Source organism: Dietzia sp. 2505 (genome assembly GCF_040546785.1).
Taxonomy (GTDB): Bacteria; Actinomycetota; Actinomycetes; order Mycobacteriales; family Mycobacteriaceae; genus Dietzia.
Genome location: NZ_JBEPON010000002.1, coordinates 544,629 through 567,899, shown reverse-complemented (window position 1 = coordinate 567,899; position 23,271 = coordinate 544,629). Strand labels below are relative to the sequence as shown.

Here is a 23,271-nt window from a genome sequence, read left to right as displayed (position 1 = left end):
GTCACGCCTCGCCGAGCACGCGGGTTCCACCCTCCGGATCGATATCGTCGATCGGGTCGCGTGGTTCGGCCGAGACCCCCTCGTCCTCGGGTTCGGGGGTGTCGACGTCCGGGCGCTCCGCCTCGAGCTTCGCGTCCAGGGTGTCGTGCTCCTCGACCGGTAGCCACTCCTCCGGGGGGTCGACGGTCAGGTCCTCGTTGTCGGTGGTGATGACGTCGGCGTCCAGCCCCTCACTGCCGCTGAGGGTGTTCTCGTCGTAGTCGCCGACGGTGTCCTGGTCGTACTCTCGCTGATTCTCCATGCCGCCGAGTGTGCTCCGGACGGCGCGGTGACGCACCCGGACGGAGGGGGTCAGTAGTAGCAGGCCAGCGCGCCGTCGGGGCCGTCGATGACCCGGACCGGGGTGTCGAACACCCGACTGAGGACGTCGTCGGTCATGATCTCGGCGGGCGTGCCGAACTCGACGACCAACCCGTTCTTGACCGCGCAGATGTGGTCGGCGTAGTGCGAGGCGAAATTGATGTCGTGGAGGACGATCACGATGGTCCGGCCCAGTTCCGCGGCGGCGCTGCGCAGGTGCTTCATCATCTGGACCGAGTGCTTCATGTCCAGGTTGTTCAGTGGCTCGTCGAGCAACACGTAGTCGGTCTCCTGGCAGAGCACCATCGCCACGTAGGCCCGCTGTCGTTGACCACCCGAGAGCTGGTCCAGGTAGCGGTGCTGGAGGTCCGTCAGGTCGAGGAAATCGATGGCGCGGGAGATCACCTCCTCGTCGGCGACGGTGAGGCGCCCCTTGGAGTACGGGAACCGACCGAAGCCCACGAGCTGGCGGATGGTCAGGCGGGTGATGAAGTGGTTCTCCTGGCGGAGGATGGACACGACCTTCGCCAGGTCCTTGGACGCCGTCGTGGAGACGTCGTATCCGGCCACCTCGATGACGCCGTCGTCGAGGCCCATCAGCCGACCGATCATGGTGAGCAGAGTGGACTTTCCCGCCCCGTTCGGTCCCACCAGGGCGGTGATGCCGCCTCGGGGGATCTCGAGGTCGACGGGGCCGATACTCACGTCGCTGGTGTAGTTCCTGGCGACCTTCGCGAGCGTGATCACAGGCGTCCCTTTCTGAGGATGACGAAGAGGAAGACCGAGCCGCCCACGACCTCGATGATGATCGAGACGACGCCCTGGGCGTAGAAGACGTGCTTCATGACGAAGTACGCGCCGGCCAGGACGACGAAGCCGAGGAGGACCGACACCGGGAAGATGTAGCGGTGGTCGTAGGAGTCCGCGAACTGGTAGGCGAGGGTGGCGACGAGGAAACCGAGGAAGATCATCGGGCCGACGAGCGCGGTGGAGACCGCCATGAGGATGGAGATGAAGAACAGCGTCCGCATCACCTCGGCGCGGTGGTCCAGACCCAGGTTCTGGGTGACGTCCTTGCCCAACGAGACCACGTTGAGCCGCGTGGCGCTGCGCCACAACATGGCCGCGGCGAACAGGCACAGGGGGATGGCCAGCGGGAAGTACGAGACGTCGGCGTTCGACATCGAACCGAAGAGTCGAGCGGTGAGGATGTCGAACTCGCTGGGGGTGAGCAGACGCTGCATGAAGGTCGAGATGGAACCGAGTCCGCCGCCGATGACGATGCCGATGAGCAGCATCACCTGGATGTTGGCGTACCGACCCGAGAGCAGCCAGCCGTAGAGCAGGACCGACAACCCCACCATCACGGCCACCTGGATGGCGAACTGGGGGAGGCCCGACAGTGCGACCAGTCCCACCGCCCCGAGGAAGTAGATCGCCGAGGTCTGGATGGCGACGTAGAGGGCCTCGAAGCCCATGATCGACGGCGTGACGATCCGGTTGTTGGTCACCGTCTGGAAACTCACGGTCGCGATGGACTGGCACAGCGCCACGACCACCATCACCACGATGGTCGTGCCGCGCAGTTCTGCCACCCGCCAGAATCCCGCCGAGCCGATCGGCATCGGGTTGTCCCACGCGAGGATGCCGAAACCGAAGCCGACCGCCAGCACGATGAGCACCGACAGAGTGATCCAGTACTTCCGTCGGGCCCGCGGGGTGGGCAACGACCCCGCGCTCTGGTGCGCGGACGTCAGCTCCCGATCGGGCGCGGCGGCGGTACCGCGGCTACCCATTGCGACGCTGCCCGAGGAGGAGGCCGACGAAGACGATCGATCCCACGACACCGAGGATCAGCGAGACGGGAACCTCGAACGGCATGATGACGGTCCTGCCCACCAGATCGCAGACGGTGACGATCCCGACGCCGAGCAGGCAGACCCACGGGAGGTTGCTGCGCAGGTCGTCGCCACGGATCAACGACACGATGTTGGGGACGATCAGTCCGAGGAACGGCAGGTTTCCCACGACGACAGTGACGACGCCGGTCGCCACGGAGATCAGCACCGTGCCCACCAACAGGATGCGGTTGTAGTTCAGGCCGACGTTGGTCGAGATCTCCTCGCCCAGACCCGCGACGGTGAAGCGGTCGGCGACGAGGAACACGGCGACGCCGACGAGAGCCACGATCCACAGCACCTCGTACTGGCCTCTGATGACGGCGGTGAAGCTGCCGGCGAACCAGATGCCCAGGCTCTGCAGCATGTCCGTCTGCAGAGCGATGAACGTGGACACCGACCCCACCACGGCACCGAGCATGATCCCGACGATCGGGACGATGAGCGACGATCGGAGCGAGACCCGGCGCAGGAAGAGGAAGAAGACCATCGTGCCGATGAAGGCGGCGATGACGGCACCGACCATGCGGCCGAGGATGTCCGCGCCGGGGAAGAAGATCAGCACCATCAGCAGACCGAGGCCGGCCCACTCGGTGGTGCCCGTCGTGGTGGGTTCGACGAAGCGGTTCTGGGTGAGCAGCTGCATCACCAGTCCGGACATCGCCATGGCGGCGCCGGCCAGGACCAGGGCGATCGTCCGGGGGACGCGGGTGATCCCGAACATCTCGGATCCGTCCTCGGCGCCGAAGATGTCGTAGACACCGGTCAGCAGGGACAGGGCCAGCAGGGCCGCCACTACGAGGAAGCCGATGAGCAGCTTCCAGTCGAACAGCCGCCCCTTGGATCCGACTCGGGCCGTTCGTGTGGGCGGGGGCGCGGAGGAGGTCGTCACGGGATGGTAGTCACTCGCTCAGGACTAGGCGGACGAGGTCGGGGGTGGGCCGCCGGACACGGCGGACCCACCCCCGTTCGACCGGGGTGTCGGTGGTCAGTTCTTCGCCTCGAGGGCGTCGGCGAGCGAGTTGAAGAACTCGGTGTACGTCTGGATGCTCTCGTTGGTGTACGTGTCGGCGGGCATGTAGACGATGTTGCCGTCACGCACCGCGGTCACCCGCTGGAGTGCCTGCGAGGTGGAGAGGAGCTCGTTGGCGGGGCGGTAGGCCGGGCTCTCGGCCTCGGCGGCGATGGCGGCGTCGCGGTCCATCGCGAGGATGATGTCCGGGTTCGAGTCCGCGATGGCCTCGACGGAGATGTCGTCACCCTGGTGGTTGTCTGAGCCCTCGTCGATGTCGAGGGACGGCTCGAAACCGAAGATGTCGAACAGCGGTCCCAGGGTACGGCCGGTGCCCGGCGTGACGTACCCGATGTCGCCGCCGGAGGTGATCAGTGCCATGACGGAGTCCCCGTCCCGGTAGGCGGCTCTGACCCGCTCGATCGACGCGTCGAAGTCGGCGACCAGCTGCCCGGCCTCCTCCTGCTTGTCGAAGATCTCGCCGAGCACGGTGACCTGGCGCTTGAGCTCCTCGTCGAACGGTTGGTCCTCCCGCGGATCCAGATCGATGACGGTCGCCTGGGGGACCAGGCGGGTGAAGTCCCCCCGGTAGTCGGCGAAGCGCTGACCGTTGATGATCAGGTCCGGATCGGCGGCCACGACCGCCTCGAGGTCGGGCTCACGGTGGTTTCCCAGATCGACGATCGACTCGTCGAGCTTGTATGCGATCGTGTCCGGCATCAGGGTGACGGGGGCCGCACTCAGCGGCACCCCCCAGTCGGAGAGGGTCTCGAACAGGCGGTTATCCGTGGCCACGACCGAACGGGGAGGAACGGTGACGGTCTGGGTGCCGTTGTTGTCCTCGACCTCGATGGTGGAGGTCTCACCTTCCGTTGCTGCCGAGGTGACCTCGGAGCCGTCCGAGGTGCAGGCCGTCAGGCCGAGGGCGAGCGCGCTGACGGCAGCACCGATTCGAAGTCGTGTGGAGATCATGTGTTCCTCGCGGTTGAAAAGACGTGGGACGAGCCGTGCCGCTCTCAGATAGCGGGCACAGGCTCTTAGCCAAACCTAACCTAACTACTTCGCTAGGCCAAACACGGGTCGCACGCACCTCCCCGGGTGCCCACGGCGCTAGTGTCGGGGCATGCGTTTCGGACTCTTCCTGCCCCAGGGCTGGCGGCTCGACCTGGTCGACGTGCCCCCCGCCCGCCACTGGCCGGTCATCACCGACCTCGCCACCCGTGCCGACGCGGGCCCGTGGGAGTCGGTGTGGGTGTACGACCACATGCACACCGCACCGCTCACCACCGGAGAGGCCACCCACGAGGCCTGGAGCCTGATGTCCGCGCTCGGTGCGGTGACCTCCCGGGTGCGTCTGGGTCAGATGTGCACGTGCCTCGGGTATCGCAACCCGGCACTCCTGGCGAAGATGGCGTCGACCGTGGACCACATCTCCGGCGGACGCGTCGAGATGGGGATCGGGGCCGGCTGGTACGAGCACGAGTGGCGGGCCTACGGCTACGGGTTCCCCTCCGCCGGTGAGCGGATCGCCATGCTCGACGAGGGGGTGCGGATCATGGCCGGGGCCTGGGCCGACGGCGTCGTCTCGCTCGAGGGTGAGCACTTCCGGGTCGACGGTGCCATCGTGCAACCCCGGCCGCTGCAGGAGGGCGGCATCCCGATGTGGATCGCCGGCGGTGGCGAACGGAAGACCCTCCGGATCGCCGCCCGCCACGCCGACTACACCAACTTCGACGGCAGTCCGGAGGGGTTCGCCCACAAGTCGGAGGTCCTGTTCGGTCACTGCGCCGACGTGGGCCGCGACCCCTCCGAGATCACCCGCACCGCCAATTACAACGTGGCCGTGGGGGAGACGGAGAAGGACGTCGCCGACAGGCTCGCGTTCCTCCGTGACCGGATGGCCCGCCACGTGGGGGCGGACGAGGCGGACCGGCAGCTCGGCGCGTACCGCGGCCTGCCCGCGGTGGGCACGCCCGGGCAGATCGTGGACAAGCTCCGCGAACTCGAGGGTCTGGGGATGACCTACGGCGTCTTCTACTTCCCCGAGATCGCCACCGACACCTCGGGGCTCGAGTTGTTCGAACGCGAGGTCATCCCGGCCCTGGCGTGACCCGCCTGCCGGGCGGACGTCCCCACCATCCCCGACCACCGGAGTGCGACCGTGATCAAGGACAACCACTACGAAGAGCTGCCCCCCGAGGCGGTGCTCGATCACGTCACGCCGGGGATGCACATCATCTCGCCCATCCAGAACGCGGCGCCCCCGGCGTTGTTGCGCGCTCTCGACGCGGGGGCCGAGGGGTTCTCCGACGTCACCGTCCACCACATGGACCCCTGGGAATCGCTGCCCTTCATGGAGGGGGCGTACCCGGGCAAACTGCGTCACGTGGACTACTTCCTCGGTCCCGGTTCACGGAAGAACTTTCACGAGGGCAGGTGCGACCTCGTCCCGGTCGACTTCGCCCAGGTCCCCGCGACCCTGCGTGAGTTCAGCCCGCCGGGCCTCGCCGTGTCCACGGTCTCCGAGATCGACGAGCACGGGTTCTTCTCGATGGGCACCAACGCGGACTACGTGGCGTCCTTCATCGGACAGGTGCCGTTCTTCGTCGAGGTCAACGCCAACATGCCCCGGACCTTCGGGCGCAACCACATCCACATCTCCCAGGTCGTGGGCGTGACGCGGAACGACGCCCCGATGATCTCGATCGAGCCGCCGGTGCCCGGTGAGATCGAGCACGCGATCGCCGACCTCATCGCCGAGCGGGTGCCGGACGGGGCCTGCCTGCAACTGGGGGTCGGCAAACTCCCCAACGCGGTGCTGTCGCGCCTCACCGGGCACGAGAACCTGGGGATCCACACCGAGGCGTTGTCGGACGGGGTGATGGACCTCGTCGATGCCGGCGTCATCGACGGATCACGGAAGACCGGCCGGCCGTTCAAGCACGTCACCACCTTCGCGGTGGGGTCGCAGAAGCTCATGGGCTGGCTGCACAACAATCCGTCGGTCGCCATGCTCCCGGTGGACATCGTCAACGACCCGCGCGTGATCGGTCAGGAGCACAATCTCCATTCGGTCAACGCCACGAGCGAGGTCGACCTCTACGGGCAGGCGGCATCGGAGACGATCGGTGGACGGTACTGGTCCGGAGCCGGTGGTCAGGCGGACTTCGCGAGGGGCTGCAGGTTCTCACCCGGTGGCCACGGGTTCATCGTCACCCCGTCCCAGACCTCCCGCGGAATCAGCCGGATCACGCTCTCGTTGACGCCCGGGAGTCCGGTGACCACCCACAAGAACATCATCGAGAACGTCGTCACCGAGTACGGGGTCGCCACGCTCAGGGGCCGGTCGGTGTCCGATCGTGCCGCCGCGCTGATCGCGATCGCCCACCCGGACCACCGCGAGCGTCTCAGTAGGGAGGCCCGCGACGCCGGGCTGCTGCCGCGGACCGTGCACCAGGTGTGATGGCCGGGGCAGGATCCCCGACCGCTCACCGGCGCACGTGCGCGGCGGCCACGTGCGCCGACCGGTGGCAGGGGACCCGGAGGGGGGTTACGTTTCGGGGGAATGTGACCCCTGACATCGGAGGAAATTATGGACCCCATCATCTGGATCGTCATCGGGGTGGTCGCAGTGGTCGTGGTCATCGCGTTGATCGCGTTGGCCGCCAAGAACAGCAACAGGAAGAAGCTCGGCGAGGCTGCCGAACTGCGCAAGGAAGCCCGAGAGCGGGAACAGCAACTGGAGCGTCAGCACTCCGTGGCCCGTGAACAGGAGCACCGTGCGGGTGCCGCGGAGCAGGAGGCCAAGGCCAAGGCCGCGGAGGCGGATCGACTGCGGTCGGAGGCCGACCAGCACCGTTCGGTGGTCGACGAGCAGCGGCAGGACGTGCGCCGGATGGAGGAGCACGCGGACAAGCTGGATCCCAAACACCGCGCGGATGCTCCCGGACGGACCGGGGACCACGGCGGGGTAGCGGATGACACCGGCCGGACCGGGGACCGCCGCGGGGTCCCCGATGACACCGGCCGGGGCGGGGCCGCCACGGCCGGCGGTGCCACCACTGCCGGGGCCGGAGGGCTCACCGGAGGCAGTTCCGGCGACCTCACCGACGCTGGTGGCCGGCACTCCAGGTCGGACGAGACCCACGGTCTCGGCACCGATGAACCCGGTGGCCGCGGTGTCGGCGGACCCGCCCTAGGCGACCGCGGGGCGGTCACCGATGACTCCGGCCTCGGGGGTCGCGGCGTCGATGGGGGCGTCGGTGACAACCGGACCGCGCATCACCCGGATGACGTCGATCCGGCCGCCCACCCGCACCAGGAGCCGGGCGTCGTGGACAAGGTGTTGGGACGGACCCGCCGGGACGAGCAGGGGCGCTGACCCCCGGTACGTCGGACTGACTGCAGGGCCCGCGGGAGATGTTCCCGCGGGCCCTCGTCTCGTTCCCGGGCGGTCAGGCCGCGGCGCCGGTGGTGACCCGAGCGTTCTTCACCCGCTCGCCGAACAGGGGCCCGTACAGGGCGCCGGCGATGAGCGCGCCGAGGATCGGGGCCACCCAGAAGAGCCACAGCTGACCGACGGCCCCGTCGCCGTTGAAGAACGCCACGGCGGTCGAGCGGGCCGGGTTCACCGAGGTGTTGGTGATCGGGATCGAGATGAGGTGGATCAGAGTCAACGTGAGCCCGATCGCCAGGGGTGCGAAGCCGGCGGGAGCGCGGCGATCCGTGGCGCCGAGGATCACCCAGATGAAGATCGCGGTCAACACGACCTCGATGATCAGGGCCGAGACCAGGCTGTACCCGTCCGGGGAGTTGGCCCCGAATCCGTTGGCGGCCATGTGTCCGGTCGCCTCGAATCCGTCCTTGCCCTTGGCCACGACGAGGATCAGCGCGCCCGCGACCAGGCCGCCGACGACCTGGCTGACGATGTATACGGGGGCCTTGGCCCAGGGGAGGCGCCCGGCGATGGCGGCGCCGATGGTGACGGCCGGGTTGAAGTGGCCGCCGGAAATGTGGCCGAGCGCGTACACGCCGGTCAGCACGGTCAGGCCGAAGGCCAGGGAGACTCCGAGGTAACCGACGCCCACGGGGACGTCACCGGTGTCTGCGGTGGCGACCTGGACGGCGGCGAACACCGCCGTGCCGCACCCTCCCAGTACCAGCCAGAAGGTGCCGATCACCTCGGCCGCGATCACCGCCGTCCCGGACGGGGCGCCGGGGGACGTGTCGGACGGGGTGCCGGGGGACGGGGTGCGCGGGGACGAGTCGGACATGGATTGACCTCCGGTGGTGTACTCCCCGGGATCGGGGGAGGCGGTAACGCGGTGGTGAGTGTTTCCGCTGAGCACACGCTAGCGCCGCCGGGGGCCCTCTCGTGCCGGTTCCGCGACCTGGAACGCGGTCCCGGTGAGGTGAGCCGCTGTCAGGGTGCGAGGAGAGTCGGGAGAGCCGCCGCGGCGGTGTCACGGAGGTGGACCGTCACCCCGTGTGTGAGGCCGGAGGGCCCGGGGTTGACCTCGACGACCGGGATCCCGAGGTCGACGGCGATGCCGGGGAGCGACGCGGCGGGGTGGACGAGACCGGAGGTCCCGACGACGAGGACCGCGGTGGCGGCGGAGATCGCGGACACCGCGGCGTCCCAGGGCTGCCGGGGGAGCGTCTCTCCGAACCAGACCACTCCCGGTCTGGCCCGTCCGCCGCACCGCGGGCAGTCGGGCGGCGAGAGCCGGTCCACGGGATCGGTCGGCGGCGGTCCCACCTCCATCGGGGTCCCACACTCGTCACACCGGTGCGCGAAGAGGCTGCCGTGCAGATGGTGAACCTCGGCGGAACCCGCGCGCTCGTGCAGGTCGTCCACGTTCTGTGTCACCACCGCCACGCCACGGTCCCGGGCGGCGCGGGCGATCGCGAGATGGCCGGCGTTCGGCTCGGCGGATCCGACGAGGTGCTCGCGCCAGCGATACCAGGCCCACACTGAGTCCCGGTCGCGGTCCCAGGCCTCCGGTGTCGCGAGGTCTGCGGGGTCGTGGCGCGCCCAGAGGCCCGTCCGGGCGTCCCGGAAGGTGGGCACCCCGCTCTCCGCGCTCATTCCGGCACCGGTCAGAACGACGAGAGGCCCGCCGTCGCCGAGGGCGAGACGGGCCTTGCTCATGTCGGGGTGGGGTCGGTCGGACCCCACGCCGTCGTTCGTCACGGGACGAACGCGGAACCCACCAGCGGCAGTGAGACACAGTTGGAGGTCCCGCCGTCGGCGAGGGTGGTGGTGACGCCGCCCTGCAGCAGCATCAGCACCTGCCCCGGACCGGTGTCGGCGACACCGTTGAGGGTCGCGGGTCCGCCCGCGTTGATCCCGTTGTAGCTGAGCACGGTGGTGCCACGGCGACCGTTGTTGATGTTGAACCAGTCCACGGTCATGGGTTGCACCTGCTGGGGTGCGACACCCTCGGTGCCGAGGGCGGTGAAGATGAAGCCCAGCTGGCCGCCCGGGATGCCGGGCAGGGGCAGACCTGCGGGCCCCGGCACGGCGGTGGCGGCCCCGACAGCGGTCTGGTCCCCGTCGATGCAGTTCTGCATGATCGTGGGGTAGGCGAACTGCGCGATCACCGGACCGTTCTCGGGCAGCGGGGTGCCCGGCTCCCCGGATCCGCGGAAGAAGCCCACCAGCCGGGCGATGGTGCCCCGGGTCTCCTCGGGGATCCACTGCTGCTCGGAGAGGTTCTCGATGGCCTGCAGCACCGGCTCGGTCGGGCGACCCAGCTCGTCCAGCGACTGGGCGCTCGCGGAGGCGGGGACGGCGAGCGACACGGCCATGGCGGCGACTGCACCGAGACCTAGGGTCCTGAACGAGTTCCTGAGCGAGTGGCGGGTCACTGGCGAGTCCATTCTTCGGATGAGGCGGACGGACCGGTCGGCGGGCCGACCAATCGACGGCTCGATGTTCTCACAACGTTTACAGGTGTGGATACCGGAGGCCCGTTTGCTGTGGCGACTGTGGCCAGTGTGGCAGAAGATACTTGTGATGTAAATAACAGCGGTCGCCGCGGGTGTGGCACCGTGCGCTCGGGATGACTGTCCGGAGGCCGGAGCGGGTAATGTGGTCACGCACGCGCGCTCGACCGGACGCGCTTGTGGATCACGCGGATGTCCCGCAGATTCCCACCACGCGCCCGGCGGCCACAGAGTCGCCGGTGGCGCCGAAAGCCTCTGAGGGAGAACCCACCGTATGGCCCTGACCGAGTTCCGCAACGTCGCCATCGTCGCGCACGTCGACCATGGTAAGACGACACTCGTCGACGCGATGCTGCGCCAGTCCGGAGCGTTCGACGAACGCGCGGAGCTCGTGGACCGGGTCATGGACTCGGGTGACCTCGAGCGCGAGAAGGGCATCACGATCCTCGCCAAGAACACGTCGGTCCGGCGTCTCGGCGCGGGGTCGGGCGGCGCCGACCTCGTCTTCAACATCATCGACACCCCAGGCCACGCCGACTTCGGTGGTGAGGTCGAGCGCGGCCTCAACATGGTCGACGGCGTCGTCCTGCTCATCGACTCCTCGGAGGGGCCGCTGCCGCAGACCCGGTTCGTCCTACGTAAGGCGCTGGCGGCATCCCTGCCGGTCATCATCGTCGTCAACAAGACCGACCGTCCGGACGCCCGCATCGACGAGGTCGTCGAAGACGCACAGGACCTCCTCATCGGTCTCGCCTCCGATCTCGAGGACCCGGACGCCCAGGCCGCGGCCGAGCGCGCGCTCGAGCTGCCCGTGGTGTTCGCCTCCGGGCGCGCCGGTAAGGCCTCGACCACCCAGCCCGCCAACGGCCAGGAACCGGCCGGCGAGAACCTGGACGAGCTCTTCGCCCTCCTCTACGACGTGATCCCCGCCCCCCGCGGTGACGCCGACGCCCCGCTGCAGGCCCACGTGACCAACCTGGACGCGTCCAACTTCCTCGGTCGTATCGGTCTGGTCCGTATCCATAACGGCCGTCTCCGCAAGGGACAGCAGGTGGCGTGGATCCACCACCTTCCGGGCGGCGGTCAGGAGACCAAGTCCGTGCGGATCTCGGAACTCCTCGCGACCAAGGGTGTCGAGCGGATGCCCACCGAGGAGGCCGTCGCCGGCGACATCGTCGCGGTGGCCGGGATCAGCGAGATCATGATCGGCGACACCCTCGCGGATCCGGAGAACCCGGTGGCACTGCCTGCGATCACCGTCGACCAGCCGGCGATCTCGATGACCATCGGCGTCAACACCTCCCCGCTCGCCGGCCGCAACGGCGGTACCAAGCTCACCGCGCGGATGGTCAAGGCGCGTCTCGACCAGGAACTCGTGGGCAACGTCTCGCTCAGGGTCCTCGACACCGAGCGCCCCGACGACTGGGAGGTGCAGGGCCGTGGCGAGATGGCGCTGTCCATCCTCGTCGAGACCATGCGCCGGGAGGGCTTCGAGCTCACCGTGGGCAAGCCGCAGGTCGTGACCCGGGTCATCGACGGCAAGGTCCACGAGCCGATGGAGCACATGACCATCGACGTGCCGGAGGAGTACCTCGGCGCGGTCACCCAGCTCATGGCGGCCCGCAAGGGGCGGATGGAGCAGATGGGCAACCACGGATCCGGATGGGTCCGGATGGAGTTCCGGGTGCCCGCCCGAGGGCTGATCGGCTTCCGCACGACCTTCATGACCGAGACGCGCGGCGCCGGGATCGCCAACTCCGAGTCGGCCGGTTACGAGCCCTGGGTCGGAGAGATCCGCTCGCGGCACACCGGTTCGCTGGTGGCCGACCGGGCCGGCAAGGCCACCGCGTTCGCGCTGCTCAGCCTGGCCGACCGCGGCGACTTCTTCATCGAGCCCGGGTCCGAGGTGTACGAGGGCGTCGTCGTGGGCGAGAACCCGCGATCCGAGGACATGGACGTCAACATCACCAAGGAGAAGAAGCTCACCAACATGCGTGCGGCCTCCTCCGACACGACCGAGACCCTGCAGAGGGCCCGCAACCTCTCGCTGGAAGAGGCGATGGAGTTCTGCGCCGGCGACGAGTGCGTGGAGGTCGGACCGGAGGCGATCCGCGTGCGCAAGGTGCTGCTCACCGCCAACGAGCGGGCCAAGTCCCGCAGCAAGTCCAAGTCGCGCGAGCAGCAGTCGGTCAACTGACGAGGACCCTGGTGGCGACGAGGGGGGCGTCGGGTCGACGGCGCGGCACCGCCGTTCTGGCAGCCGCGCTCTCCCTCGTCGTCGTCACAGGGTGTGTGGCCGACCCGCCTCCGCCCACCGTGGTGGGGGAGGAGCGTACCGACGGGGAGGCCGTCAGCCTGTCCAGTGGCGGGATCCTGCTGGCCCTCGACCGCGTCGACCCGGGTTTCAACCCTCACCTCCTTGCCGACCAGGGAGTCGACACGGACCTGGTCGCCTCCCTGCTACTCCCCAGTGCGTTCGTCCCCGGGCCGGGCGGTGAGCTGGTGCTCAACCGCGACCTCCTCGTCTCCGCCGCGCCCCTGCCGGAGAGCCCGCGGACCATCCGGTACACGATCGACCCGCTGGCGCAGTGGACCGACGGGGTGCCGGTCGCGGCCGAGGATTTCGAGTACCTGTGGCGCCAGATGACGACCCAGCCCGGAGTGGTCGACCCCGCCGGGTACGAGCAGATCGTCGAGGTGCGTTCCGGCGCCGGTGGCAAGGTCGTCGACGTGGTGTTCGACTCCCCACCGGAACAGTGGCGGTCGCTGTTCGCCGACCTGCTGCCGGGGCACATCCTCAAGGACGCCCCGGACGGCTTCCAGGGCGCGATGTCCAGCCTCCCCGTGATGAGCGCGGGGCCGTTCATGATCCGGTTCGCCGACATCGGTCGCGGCGAGATCGAGTTCGTGCGCAACGACCGGTACTGGGCACGCGCGCCGGAACTCGATCAGATCCTCGTGCGACGGGCGACCGGGGCCGGGCAACTCGGTGCGGCGTTGCGCGGAGGACCGGGATCGCTCGCGATGGTCTCGGCCACGCCGTTGGCCGCGGACGTCTCGGCCACCGTCCCCGGGGTCCGCGCCGTGACCGTCGACGCCTCGGCCCAACTCGAGCTGGGCTTCAACACCGTCGCCCCGGCGGTGCGCGACCCGGCGGTGCGACGCGGCCTCGCGGCGGCGGTGGACCCCGAGGTGGTCGGTCGGATCGTCACCGGACAGTCCGACCCTGCCGTCGCGTCGTACCCGTTCCCTCCGGGGTCAGCCGGCACGCCGACCGGCGACGGAGGCGCCGTGGACCGCGCGCTCCGCGACGCCGGGTTCACCCGCACCGGGGCGCGATGGGAGCGTGACGACGACCCGCTGAGCGTGACGCTCGGGGTGGAGGCCGAGGACGACCGTGCGCTCACCGCGGCGTTCACCATCGCCGACCAGCTGCGCGATGCGGGCATCGGCGCCCGGGTCTGGGAGCTCGACGCGGTCGCCCTGTACGGGGACGCGCTCCCGCACGGTCTGGTCGACGCGGTGGTGGGATGGCAACGGGTCGACGGGCGCCCCGAGATCGCGGCGGTGTCCAGATTCGCCTGCGCCCCCGACCCGCCCACGAGCCCCACCACGGGTGGGCGAACCGCCCCGACCCGGCCACTGACCACGGTCACCAGTCTCGTCCCGCCGGAGCCCGACACCGGGACCACCACGACGGCGCGCACAGATCCGCTGGGGACCGCGGAGACGACCACCCCCACCACGAGTACGCCGCCCCGGACCATCGGGACCTCCGCCCCGGCCCGGGCAAGCGGCGTGTCCGGGGTGTGCGACCCGGCGCTGGACCGTGCCCTCGGGCTGGGTGACGGCACGCAGGGCGCCGACCTCGCCGCGGCGGCCGACCTGGTCGCCGACCACGCCCTCCGGATCCCGTTGGTCAGGCCGGGCCTGCTGCTCGCCGACGACGGCGTCGAGGTGACGGGCACGGGGCCCGGCGGCGGCGAGACCGCACCGCCAATGGTCTCCGACGTCTTCGACACCGCACCCACCTGGAGGAGGACCGGATGACAGATCCCACCGCACCCCCGTCGGGCGCCGGGACCCGGGCCCTGTTCGTCCACGCCCACCCCGACGACGAGGCCATCACCACGGGTGGTTCCATCGCCGCCCTCGTCGCCGCCGGAGTCGACGTGCGCGTGGTGACGTGCACCCTCGGTGAGGAGGGCGAGGTCCTCGGTGAGGACTTCGCGGGCCTGGTGGCCGACCGCGCCGACCAACTCGGCGGGTACCGGATCGGGGAACTGGCGGTCGCCCTGCGTGCGCTCGGCGTGGACCGACCCCGCTTCCTGGGCGGCGCCGGCCGGTGGCGGGACTCCGGGATGGCCGGCGCGTCATCCGCGCGTCATCCGCGGGCGTTCGTGGGGTCGGGACGCGAGGCGGTCGAGGAGATGACGTCGCTCATCGACGGCTGGCGGCCCCATCTCCTCGTCACCTACGACCCGCGCGGGGGGTACGGGCACCCGGATCACATCCGCGTCCACCGGGTCGTCCACGCCGCTCTCGACGAGGCCGGACACCGGCCCCGGCGGGTGGCGTGGACGGTGACCGCCCGGTCGGACGTCTCGCGACGGCACCCGGCTCCACCCGGCCACCTGCGGCACGCGGGGGAGCCCGAGCTGCCCTCCGTGCCGGACTCGAGACTCACCCACCGGGTGCCACTCGACGACGCCACCTACGCGGCCAAGTTGGAGGCACTGACCGGACACGCGACCCAGCTCGAACTGGTGCCAGGCACGGACGCCGATCCGTGGTTCCTCGCACTGACCAACGGCGTGCTGCAGCCGGTGTCGGAGGTCGAGTGGTACATCGCCCACGACCTCGTCGACCCCGACGGGCCCTACGTCAAGTGCCCGCCCGGCACCGCACACCTGCTCGACGGACTCGTGGGGGAGACCCGGTGACCGGCCGGACCGCCGTCGCGCGCACCACCTCGGCAGTGGAACTCGGCGTGGCGCTGCTGATGCTCGCGGTGGGGGCCGCGACCAGCTGTGTACTCGCCGTCGCCTGGCTGACCGCGTATGTCGGCCCGGTCCCGGCGCCGTTCACCGTCCTGGTGGCCGGCGTGTGGTCGCTGTTCCTGGTGCGGGTGGCCTCCGCCTGGTCCGATCGCGCGATCGTGGCCGTGTTCCCGGCCCTGATCTGGATCCTCACCCTGGTGGCGCTCAACCTGGGTCCCGGCGGAGACATGCCGGTCCCGATCGGGTTGCGGGGCCTGGCGCTGCTGCTGGTGGGCGGTCTCATCCCGCTGTGGGTCGCGACCCTGGGGCGATCACCGCTCGCGGACACCCATCGAGGGTGAGGACCGCACGTCGGGGTCGCCCTCGTGGTTCCAGACGTCCGTGATCCCCGGGGTCAGCGCCTCGGCCAGAGCCCACGCCTCGTCGGCGTCCATGTCCGTCACCGAGTAGACGCCGTTTCCCGCCGGGGTGGCCGCGGAGACGGTGGCGACCCCGGCGGAACGCTGGAACACCGACTGGGTCACCGTCCACCCGATGATCCCGTCCGCCTCGAGCACCGTCCGTTTGGCGGTCCACGAACCGTGCGAGGTCACCAGCATCTCGGGGAGCAACGCGTGGCCGAGCATCCTGATCCGGTCGACCGACAACGCGAGGAAGAACACCAGGGCGGCCGGGATCGCCCACCGCACCCAAATGTCGGCCGAGGGACCGGAGTCGATCCGGACCAGCACGATGAGGCCGGCCACGATCCAGAACGGCATGAGCCCGCGGGTGATCCGCCGCCGGGCGGCCTTCCACGGGTGGCGCCGCAGAGGCACGGTGACGGGGGTCGGGTCGCCGAGGATGCGGATGGCCACGCGGCGGACGTCCTTGATGGGTGCCTGCGGCAGCAGCGTCGACGCGGCGGCACCCTTCTTGGTCCCCGTCATGATGGGCTCGAGCCGGCCGCCGCCCAGGAGCCGGAGGTACACGGGCAGTCGGATCTCGACCCCGCGGAGCCTGGCCTTGTCCAACGCCTGGTGCTTGCGGCGCAGGATGCCGTTCTGGACGTAGAGCAACTGCCCACGGTCGGTGAGTGCGTACTTCCCGTAGCGGATCGCGTACGTGATGATCGCCAGGACGCCGGCCACCATCCAGATCGCGATGGCCTCGCCGACCAGCGTCCACGGTTGTCCGAGGGACTTGAGCCACGAGACGACCGCCTCGACCACCGCGAGGTCCATGACGCGGTCGTGCATGTCGCCCATCTGCCAGGTGATGAGCCACAGCGACAGGAGCACGCCGAACCCGATGAAGGAGAAGGGCGCGAACCTGGCCCACGTGACGCGCCACTGGGAGATGTCCTCACCGTACTTCGACCCCCACTGCTCCTCGTCCTCCTCGCTGAGCGTCGGGTCCAGGGCGCGCCGGTGCTTGAGCAACTCGTCGCGCAGCGGCTCGACCAGGGCCGTGTCGATGGCGTTGAGCCGGAACCGCTCGGCGTCCGACTTCCCGGAATCCGCGCGGCCGGTGCCGACCTCGACGATCGACACCCGCATGACCCGGTGGAACAGATCCGATTCGGTGTCCACGCTGCGGATCCGCTGGCGCGACACCGTGACCACGTTGCGGCTGAAGAAGCCCTTCCTCAGGATGATGTGGGTCCGGCCGACCTGATAGCTCGTGGACAGCCACCGCAGCAGACTGCCGAGGACGATCAGCGAGATGACGCCGATCTCGAACCAGTAGTTGTTGCGGTTCGAGCCCAGCCACAGGGAGATGAGGAACAGCGGGAGCAGCCGGGTGAGCATCCCCAGGGGGTCGACCAGCAGCATCCGCCAGGACAACCGCTCCCACGGGGCCTCCGGGTCGACCTCTCCGGCCTCGTCGGTCCGATCCGCCGGCGTGACCTCCTCCGGCGGATCGGAACCCGGGGCCCGTGCGGTGTCGACGGAGGAGCCGGCCTCGTCGTCGTCGTCGTCCGGACCCGCCGTCACCCCGGTCGCGGCGCCCGGTCCGCTCACGTCCCGTCCTCCGAGTCCAGGTTGGCGATGGCGATGAGGTGCTGGGCCAGGGCCTCCGCATCGGCGAGGGTCAGCCCCCTGATCTCGACCGTGCCCTGGGCGGAGGCGGTGGAGGCGTGGACCGTGGCCAGGCCGAACCAGCGCTCGAACAGGTTGCGGGTGGTGTACACGGTCTGGAGGCGGGCCAGCGGGGCGATCCGGAACTGTGTGGTCCACCAGCCCTTGCGCGAGCACACGGCGGTGTCCGAAACGTCCCAGCGGGCCACGATGTAGCGCCACCACGGCGCCACCACGATGGACATGAACGCGAACGGGACGGTCGCGGCCAGCGCGACCCAGTTCCAGAACCCCATCACGTTGTCGCCCCAGAAGTACCACCCGACCTGAAGGGCGGCGAGGATCGCCCACGACCAGATCCCCTCGATCACCCACAGCACCGGCGTGCGGGGGGAGATCCGGTGTCGCGGAGCGGTGACCAGCACCCGGTTGGACGTGAGCAGACCCTCCCCTGAGTCGGGCACGTCATCGGGAACGGTCACCGGAACCGGCTCGCGCAGGGCATGGGCGCCACCGGCGCCCCGGGGAGGTGCGGACACCAGGGGATCGCCGTTGCTGCGCAGGGGGCGGGCGGGATCGGGCATGCCGCCCAGACTAATGCGCGGCCCGGTTCCGTACGCCCGTGACCTCCCGCGCAGCACCGGCCCTCCACCTCTCGGCCTCGGTGGGGCATCATCACGGACATGGATCTCGCCCTGACGCCCGTCGATCCCGAGCCCACGCCCTCGGCCATGCGGCGCGCGCTGCGCCGGGCCTCCGACGGGCTCACCCTCGACGTGACCGAGGCGGCGGTGTTGCTGGCCGCGCGCGGTGACGATCTCGTCCGACTCACCGGGTTGGCGGCCGCGCGACGCGACGCCCGGCTCGTCGACGAGGGGCGTCCGGGGGTGGTGACGTACTCCCGCAAGGTGTTCGTCCCGCTCACCCGACTGTGTCGCGACCGCTGCCACTACTGCACGTTCGTCACCGTGCCGGGCAGGCTCCGGGCCGCCGGCGAGGGCATGTTCCTCGACCCCGACGAGGTGGTGGACCTGTGCCGGCGCGGCGCGGAGGCCGGGTGTAAGGAGGCGCTCTTCACGTTGGGCGACCGACCGGAGGACCGCTGGCCCGAGGCGAGGGAGTGGCTCGAGTCGCGCGGCTTCTCCTCGACGCTGGACTACGTCCGGGCCATGGCCATCCGGGTGTTGGAGGAGACCGGTCTGCTGCCGCACCTCAACCCCGGCGTGATGAGCTGGTCGGAGATGTCCACCCTGAAGCCGGTCGCACCGTCCATGGGGATGATGCTCGAGACCACGGCCACGAGGTTGTTCACCACGCCGGGTGCGTGCCACCACGGCAGCCCGGACAAGGACCCGGCGGTGAGACTGCGCACCCTGACCGACGCGGGGCGTCTCGCAGTTCCGTTCACCTCGGGGATCCTGGTGGGGATCGGGGAGAACAGGACCGAGCGGGCGGAGAGTCTGCTCGCCCTGGCCGGGCTGGCGAGGGAGTTCGGACACCTCCAGGAGGTGATCGTCCAGAACTTCCGGGCCAAGCCCGATACCGCCATGCGCGACTCGGCCGACGCGGACACCGGCGAGTTCCTCGCCGCGATCGCCGTCGCGCGCCTGGTGCTCGACCCGCGGGTCGCCGTCCAGGCCCCGCCGAACCTGGTCGACCGGCAGGACGTGCTGGCCCTCATCGGCGCGGGGGTGGACGACCTGGGCGGCATCTCACCGCTCACACCCGACCACGTCAACCCCGAGCGGCCGTGGCCGCATCTCGAGGGGCTGACCGCCGACCTGGCGGCGGCGGGCTGGGCGCTGACCGAGCGTCTCACCGCCCACCCGCGCTACGTCGGCGCCGGTGACGCCTGGATCGACCCCAGGGTGTCGGGGCACGTCCACGCCCTCGCCGACCCGGGAACGGGCCTGGCGGCGGTCGGCGGCGGTGGAGAGGGCGACGACGACGAGGTGGTCCGTCCCTCGGGACGACCGTGGCAGGAGCCCGACGACGACTGGGACTCAAGCGGACGGACCGACCTGCACACCGCGATCGACACCGAGGGCCGCAACACCGACACCCGGTCGGACATCGGCGAGGCGTTCGGCAACTGGGACGTCATCCGGGCACGCGCCGCCGAACTCGGTGCGGCCGCGCTGGTCCCCGAGCGGGCGGACTCCGAGGTGCTCGCAGCGCTGCGGGCCGCGGAATCGGACCCGGCCGGCCTCACGGACGACCAGTACCTCGCCCTGGCCACGGCCTCGGGGGACGGGCTGGCCGCCGTGGCGGGACTCGCCGACCGGATCCGCGCGGACGTGGTGGGGGACACGGTGACCTACGTGGTCAACCGGAACATCAACTTCTCCAACATCTGCTACACGGGGTGCCGGTTCTGCGCCTTCGCCCAGCGCAAGGGGGACGCGGACGCGTTCTCGCTCTCGGCCGCCGAGGTGGCCGACCGCGCGTACGAGGCGTACGTCTCCGGGGCGTCCGAGGTCTGCATGCAGGGCGGGATCGACCCGGACCTCCCGGTCTCCGGGTACGCCGACCTCGTGCGGGCGGTCAAGGAGCGGGTGCCGTCCATGCACGTCCACGCGTTCAGTCCCATGGAGATCTCGAACGGGGCGGCCCGGTCCGGAGTGGGGGTCAGGGAGTGGCTCACCGAACTGCGGGCGGCCGGCCTGGACACCATCCCCGGTACCGCGGCGGAGATCCTCGACGACGAGGTCCGCTGGGTGCTGACCAAGGGCAAACTCCCGGCCTCCGAGTGGATCGACATCGTCACCACCGCCCACGAGGTGGGCCTGCGCTCGAGCTCCACCATGATGTACGGCCACGTGGACACTCCGCGGCACTGGGTGGCGCACCTTCGCACCCTGCGGGGGATACAGGACCGGACCGGCGGGTTCACCGAGTTCGTCCCCCTGCCCTTCGTGCACCGCAGCGCCCCGCTCTACCTGGCGGGCGCGTCCCGGCCGGGTCCGACGCGGGAGGAGAACGTCGCCGTCCACGCCCTGGCACGGATCATGCTGCACGGTGCGATCGACAACGTGCAGACCAGCTGGGTCAAGCTCGGGGTCGCGGGTACGCGCACCATGCTGCGCGCGGGGGCGAACGACCTGGGCGGCACGCTGATGGAGGAGACGATCTCCCGGATGGCCGGGGCCGAGAACGGGTCCGCCAAGACCCCGGAGGAGATCGCGGAGATCGCCACCGGAATCGGTCGGCCCGCCCGGCGTCGGGACACCGTCTACGGACCGGCTCCCACCCAGATCCCCGTGACCGTCGTCACATAGCCCGGCGGGCTTCGGGGCGGCGTCGTCGCGGCGGCGGGGTGTGACATACGATGCAGGCCATACCGCTACGAGGAAGGTGGCTGACGTGACCTACACGATCGCAGAGCCGTGCGTCGACGTGATGGACAAGTCCTGCGTCGAGGAGTGTCCTGTCGACTGCATCTACGAGGGTGGACGGATGCTGTACATCCACCCCGACGAGTGTGTCGACTGCGGCGCGTGTGAGCCCGTCTGCCCGGTGGAGGCCATCTTCTACGAGGATGACACCCCGGAGGAGTGGTCCGAGTACAACACCGCCAACGTGGACTTCTTCGTCGAGCTGGGATCGCCGGGCGGCGCCGCCAAGGTGGGCAAGGTCGACTACGACCACCCGTTCATCAAGGCGCTGCCCCCCATGAACCAGGAGTGACCCCGGTGGTGTCGCGCCCGGAGCGTCGTCCGCCCGCGCGCGCGCTTCCCGTGTTCCCGTGGGACACCCTCGCCGATGCGAGGACTGTCGCCACCGTTCATCCCGACGGACTGGTCGATCTCACCGTGGGCACCCCGGTCGACCCGGTCCCCCCGCTGATCCGTGAGGCGCTCGCCGCCGGATCCGCGGAACCGGGCTACCCGACCACCGCCGGGACCTCGGGGCTCCGGTTGGCGGCCGCCGACGCCCTCGCCAGGCGCTACGGGGTCACCGGCCTGGATCCCGGGTCGGTCCTGCCCGCGATCGGCACCAAGGAGTTGATCGCGGGTCTGCCCGCCCAACTCGGACTCGGTCCGGGCCACACGGTCGTCGTACCGGAGGTGGCCTATCCGACCTACGAGGTGGGGGCTCTTCTCGCGGGTGCGACCGTCGTGCGCGCGGACTCCCTGACGCAGCTCGGTCCGTCGTCGCCCACCCTGATCTACCTCAACTCGCCGTCGAACCCCAGCGGCCGGGTCCTCGGTGTGGACCATCTGCGCAAGGTCGTCGGCTGGGCCCGCGACCGCGGGGTGATCGTGGCCTCGGACGAGTGCTACCTCGGGCTGGTCTGGGAGGGCGAGGCGCCCTCGGTCCTCGACCCGCGCGTCTGCGACGGCGACCACACCGGGCTCCTGGCCCTGCACTCGCTGTCCAAGACGTCGAACCTGGCCTCGTATCGTGCGGGGTTCGTGGCGGGCGACCCGACCCTCGTGGCGGAGCTGCTGGCGGTGCGCAAGCACGCGGGTCTGATGATGCCCCTGCCCGTCCAGAACGCCATGACCGCGGCGCTCCGGGATGACACACACGAGGCCGAGCAACGCGAGCGGTACCGGGCACGACGCGAGCTGCTGCTCCCGGCCGTGCAGGCCGCCGGATTCCGCGTCGACGACTCGCAGGCCGGGCTCTACCTCTGGGCGACCCGCGACGAGCCCTGCCGGGAGACCGTGGACTGGTTCGCCGCACGCGGTGTGCTGGTGGCCCCCGGCGAGTTCTACGGGGCGGCCGGAGCCCGGCACGTCCGCATCGCCCTCACCGCGACCGACGCCACGATTGCCGAGGCGGTCCGTCGGCTCGCCTGAGCCGGCACGACCCCCGGGCTGACGGGCCGCACCCCGGCCGCACCCACCGCACGCGCTCACCGCGCGCCCCCGCAGGCGCTCACCGCGCGCCCCCGCAGGCGCCATCGAGAAGAGCGTTCCGCACATCTGCTCTCGGCCGATGTGTGCGGAACGCTCTTGTCGATGTGGGAGGTGAGGCGTGGGAGGTCAGTCGTTGGCGTGGAGCGCCTCGTTCAACTCGACGCCCTCGCGCTTCCACGGCACGGCCTCGACGGCTCCGGAGACGGAGTTGCGCCGGAAGAGGAGGTTGTCCATCCCGGAGAGCTGACCGGCCTTGACGGGCTCGCGGTCGGCCCAGGCCCCGGCCCGGACGTCCACCTTCGTACCGGCGGTGACGTAGAGCCCGGCCTCGACCACGCAGTCGTCGCCGAGCGAGATCCCGATTCCCGAGTTGGCACCGAGCAGGCAGCGCTCGCCGATCGAGATGGTCTCCTTGCCGCCGCCCGAGAGGGTTCCCATGATCGACGCGCCACCGCCGACGTCGGAGTCCGCGCCGACAACCACGCCCGCCGAGACGCGTCCCTCGACCATCGACGGCCCGAGGGTGCCGGCGTTGAAGTTGACGAACCCCTCGTGCATGACGGTCGTCCCCTCCGCCAGATGGGCACCCAGACGGACGCGGTCGGCGTCGGCGATCCGGACCCCGGACGGGACCACGTAGTCCACCATCCTGGGGAACTTGTCCACGCCGTAGACCGTCACCGGGCCGCGGGCGCGCAGCCTGGCGCGAACCATCTCGAATCCCGGTACCTCACAGGGGCCGAAGTTGGTCCACACGACGTTGGCCAGTGTCCCGAACAGCCCGTCCATGTTGGCGAAGTGCGGCCGGATGAGCCGGTGGGAGATCAGGTGCAGCCGCAGGTAGGCGTCGTAGGCGTCGGTCGGGGCCTGCGTGAGGTCCTCGATCTCCACCCGCACCGCGACCCGCTCGACACCGCGATCGGCGTCGGGTCCGGTCAGGGGAGCGAGTTCCTCGGGGACCTCGTCACCCGACAGGATCCGGTGACCTCCCTCGGAGGCCGCTCCGAGCTCGGGTGCGGGGTACCACACGTCGAGGACTGTGTGATCGGACGTCAGGGTGGCGATTCCGGTGGCCACGGCTCCGTGTGCACTCATGCCCCCGATGCTAGCGGTCGGCCCCGGCGCGTA

Annotated in this window: 21 protein-coding genes; 10 read left to right on the top strand and 11 right to left on the bottom strand. The window is 70.2% G+C overall.

Annotation, left to right across the window (positions count from 1 at the left end):
* Position 1 precedes the first annotated feature (1 nt).
* The 5 genes from ABIE38_RS06335 to ABIE38_RS06315 form a co-directional block, all read right to left on the bottom strand.
* A complete protein-coding gene (locus ABIE38_RS06335) occupies positions 2–301 on the bottom strand; it encodes a hypothetical protein (RefSeq protein WP_354054565.1) in 300 nt (99 codons plus the stop codon).
* A gap of 50 nt (positions 302–351) precedes the next feature.
* Positions 352–1,107, bottom strand: a complete 756-nt coding sequence (locus ABIE38_RS06330; RefSeq protein WP_354054563.1) for an iron ABC transporter ATP-binding protein — start codon at positions 1,105–1,107, stop codon at positions 352–354.
* Entirely contained in the window at positions 1,104–2,156 is a 1,053-nt protein-coding gene (locus tag ABIE38_RS06325; RefSeq protein WP_354054561.1) for an iron chelate uptake ABC transporter family permease subunit, read from the bottom strand. Before ABIE38_RS06325 ends, ABIE38_RS06330 begins: the two co-directional genes overlap by 4 nt.
* Positions 2,149–3,150, bottom strand: coding sequence for an ABC transporter permease (locus ABIE38_RS06320; RefSeq protein WP_354054559.1), 1,002 nt, complete (start codon positions 3,148–3,150; stop codon positions 2,149–2,151). The genes ABIE38_RS06325 and ABIE38_RS06320 overlap by 8 nt, the downstream gene beginning before the upstream one ends.
* Before the next feature lie 96 nt (positions 3,151–3,246).
* Positions 3,247–4,242, bottom strand: a complete 996-nt coding sequence (locus ABIE38_RS06315; RefSeq protein WP_354054557.1) for a siderophore ABC transporter substrate-binding protein — start codon at positions 4,240–4,242, stop codon at positions 3,247–3,249.
* 151 nt (positions 4,243–4,393) lie between these two features.
* On the opposite strand from ABIE38_RS06315, the gene ABIE38_RS06310 reads away from it, so the two are divergent.
* From ABIE38_RS06310 to ABIE38_RS06300, 3 genes are all read left to right on the top strand, one after another.
* Positions 4,394–5,380, top strand: a complete 987-nt coding sequence (locus ABIE38_RS06310; protein ID WP_354054555.1) for an LLM class F420-dependent oxidoreductase — start codon at positions 4,394–4,396, stop codon at positions 5,378–5,380.
* A gap of 54 nt (positions 5,381–5,434) precedes the next feature.
* Complete coding sequence (locus tag ABIE38_RS06305) at positions 5,435–6,733, top strand: acetyl-CoA hydrolase/transferase family protein (protein WP_354054806.1); 1,299 nt, start codon at positions 5,435–5,437, stop codon at positions 6,731–6,733.
* Positions 6,734–6,862: 129 nt separating this feature from the next.
* The gene (locus tag ABIE38_RS06300) at positions 6,863–7,651 is read left to right on the top strand and encodes a hypothetical protein (RefSeq protein WP_354054553.1); all 789 of its coding nucleotides are present in this window, start codon (positions 6,863–6,865) and stop codon (positions 7,649–7,651) included.
* A 73-nt stretch (positions 7,652–7,724) separates the two neighbouring features.
* On the opposite strand, the gene aqpZ is transcribed toward ABIE38_RS06300, so the two are convergent.
* From aqpZ to ABIE38_RS06285, 3 genes are all read right to left on the bottom strand, one after another.
* Positions 7,725–8,543: an aquaporin Z gene (aqpZ, locus tag ABIE38_RS06295; RefSeq protein ID WP_354054552.1), complete on the bottom strand. Its 819-nt coding sequence runs from the start codon at positions 8,541–8,543 to the stop codon at positions 7,725–7,727.
* A gap of 149 nt (positions 8,544–8,692) precedes the next feature.
* Positions 8,693–9,463, bottom strand: coding sequence for an SIR2 family NAD-dependent protein deacylase (locus ABIE38_RS06290; RefSeq protein WP_502914726.1), 771 nt, complete (start codon positions 9,461–9,463; stop codon positions 8,693–8,695).
* Complete coding sequence (locus ABIE38_RS06285) at positions 9,460–10,080, bottom strand: Rv1157c family protein (RefSeq protein WP_502914725.1); 621 nt, start codon at positions 10,078–10,080, stop codon at positions 9,460–9,462. Before ABIE38_RS06285 ends, ABIE38_RS06290 begins: the two co-directional genes overlap by 4 nt.
* A gap of 412 nt (positions 10,081–10,492) precedes the next feature.
* Between ABIE38_RS06285 and typA the strand changes: the two genes are divergently transcribed.
* The 4 genes from typA to ABIE38_RS06265 are packed head-to-tail and all read left to right on the top strand — an operon-like array spanning position 10,493 to position 15,559.
* Positions 10,493–12,415, top strand: coding sequence for a translational GTPase TypA (typA, locus tag ABIE38_RS06280; protein ID WP_354054548.1), 1,923 nt, complete (start codon positions 10,493–10,495; stop codon positions 12,413–12,415).
* Positions 12,416–12,426: 11 nt separating this feature from the next.
* Entirely contained in the window at positions 12,427–14,268 is a 1,842-nt protein-coding gene (locus ABIE38_RS06275) for an ABC transporter family substrate-binding protein (protein WP_354054546.1), read from the top strand.
* Complete coding sequence (gene mshB / locus ABIE38_RS06270) at positions 14,265–15,161, top strand: N-acetyl-1-D-myo-inositol-2-amino-2-deoxy-alpha-D-glucopyranoside deacetylase (protein ID WP_354054544.1); 897 nt, start codon at positions 14,265–14,267, stop codon at positions 15,159–15,161. Before ABIE38_RS06275 ends, mshB begins: the two co-directional genes overlap by 4 nt.
* Positions 15,158–15,559 (top strand): hypothetical protein, encoded by a 402-nt coding sequence (locus tag ABIE38_RS06265; RefSeq protein ID WP_354054542.1) that lies wholly within the window; start codon positions 15,158–15,160, stop codon positions 15,557–15,559. Before mshB ends, ABIE38_RS06265 begins: the two co-directional genes overlap by 4 nt.
* On the opposite strand, the gene ABIE38_RS06260 is transcribed toward ABIE38_RS06265, so the two are convergent.
* Together ABIE38_RS06260 and ABIE38_RS06255 are read right to left on the bottom strand one after the other, a co-directional pair.
* On the bottom strand, positions 15,530–17,221 hold the full coding sequence (locus ABIE38_RS06260; RefSeq protein ID WP_354054540.1) for a PH domain-containing protein: 1,692 nt from the start codon (positions 17,219–17,221) through the stop codon (positions 15,530–15,532). The genes ABIE38_RS06265 and ABIE38_RS06260 overlap by 30 nt on opposite strands.
* Positions 17,218–17,862, bottom strand: coding sequence for a PH domain-containing protein (locus ABIE38_RS06255; protein WP_354054538.1), 645 nt, complete (start codon positions 17,860–17,862; stop codon positions 17,218–17,220). Before ABIE38_RS06255 ends, ABIE38_RS06260 begins: the two co-directional genes overlap by 4 nt.
* A 99-nt stretch (positions 17,863–17,961) precedes the next feature.
* Between ABIE38_RS06255 and ABIE38_RS06250 the strand changes: the two genes are divergently transcribed.
* From ABIE38_RS06250 to dapC, 3 genes are all read left to right on the top strand, one after another.
* Entirely contained in the window at positions 17,962–20,556 is a 2,595-nt protein-coding gene (locus ABIE38_RS06250) for a bifunctional FO biosynthesis protein CofGH (protein WP_354054536.1), read from the top strand.
* Between the two features lie 85 nt (positions 20,557–20,641).
* Positions 20,642–20,965: a ferredoxin gene (fdxA, locus tag ABIE38_RS06245; protein ID WP_095718370.1), complete on the top strand. Its 324-nt coding sequence runs from the start codon at positions 20,642–20,644 to the stop codon at positions 20,963–20,965.
* A 5-nt stretch (positions 20,966–20,970) separates the two neighbouring features.
* The gene (gene dapC, locus ABIE38_RS06240) at positions 20,971–22,083 is read left to right on the top strand and encodes a succinyldiaminopimelate transaminase (protein ID WP_354054533.1); all 1,113 of its coding nucleotides are present in this window, start codon (positions 20,971–20,973) and stop codon (positions 22,081–22,083) included.
* A gap of 186 nt (positions 22,084–22,269) precedes the next feature.
* Here dapC and dapD read toward each other — a convergent pair whose 3' ends face one another.
* Positions 22,270–23,238 carry a 2,3,4,5-tetrahydropyridine-2,6-dicarboxylate N-succinyltransferase gene (dapD, locus tag ABIE38_RS06235; RefSeq protein ID WP_182645935.1) on the bottom strand — a complete coding sequence of 323 codons (969 nt, stop codon included), beginning with the start codon at positions 23,236–23,238 and terminating at the stop codon, positions 22,270–22,272.
* Positions 23,239–23,271: the final 33 nt, after the last annotated feature.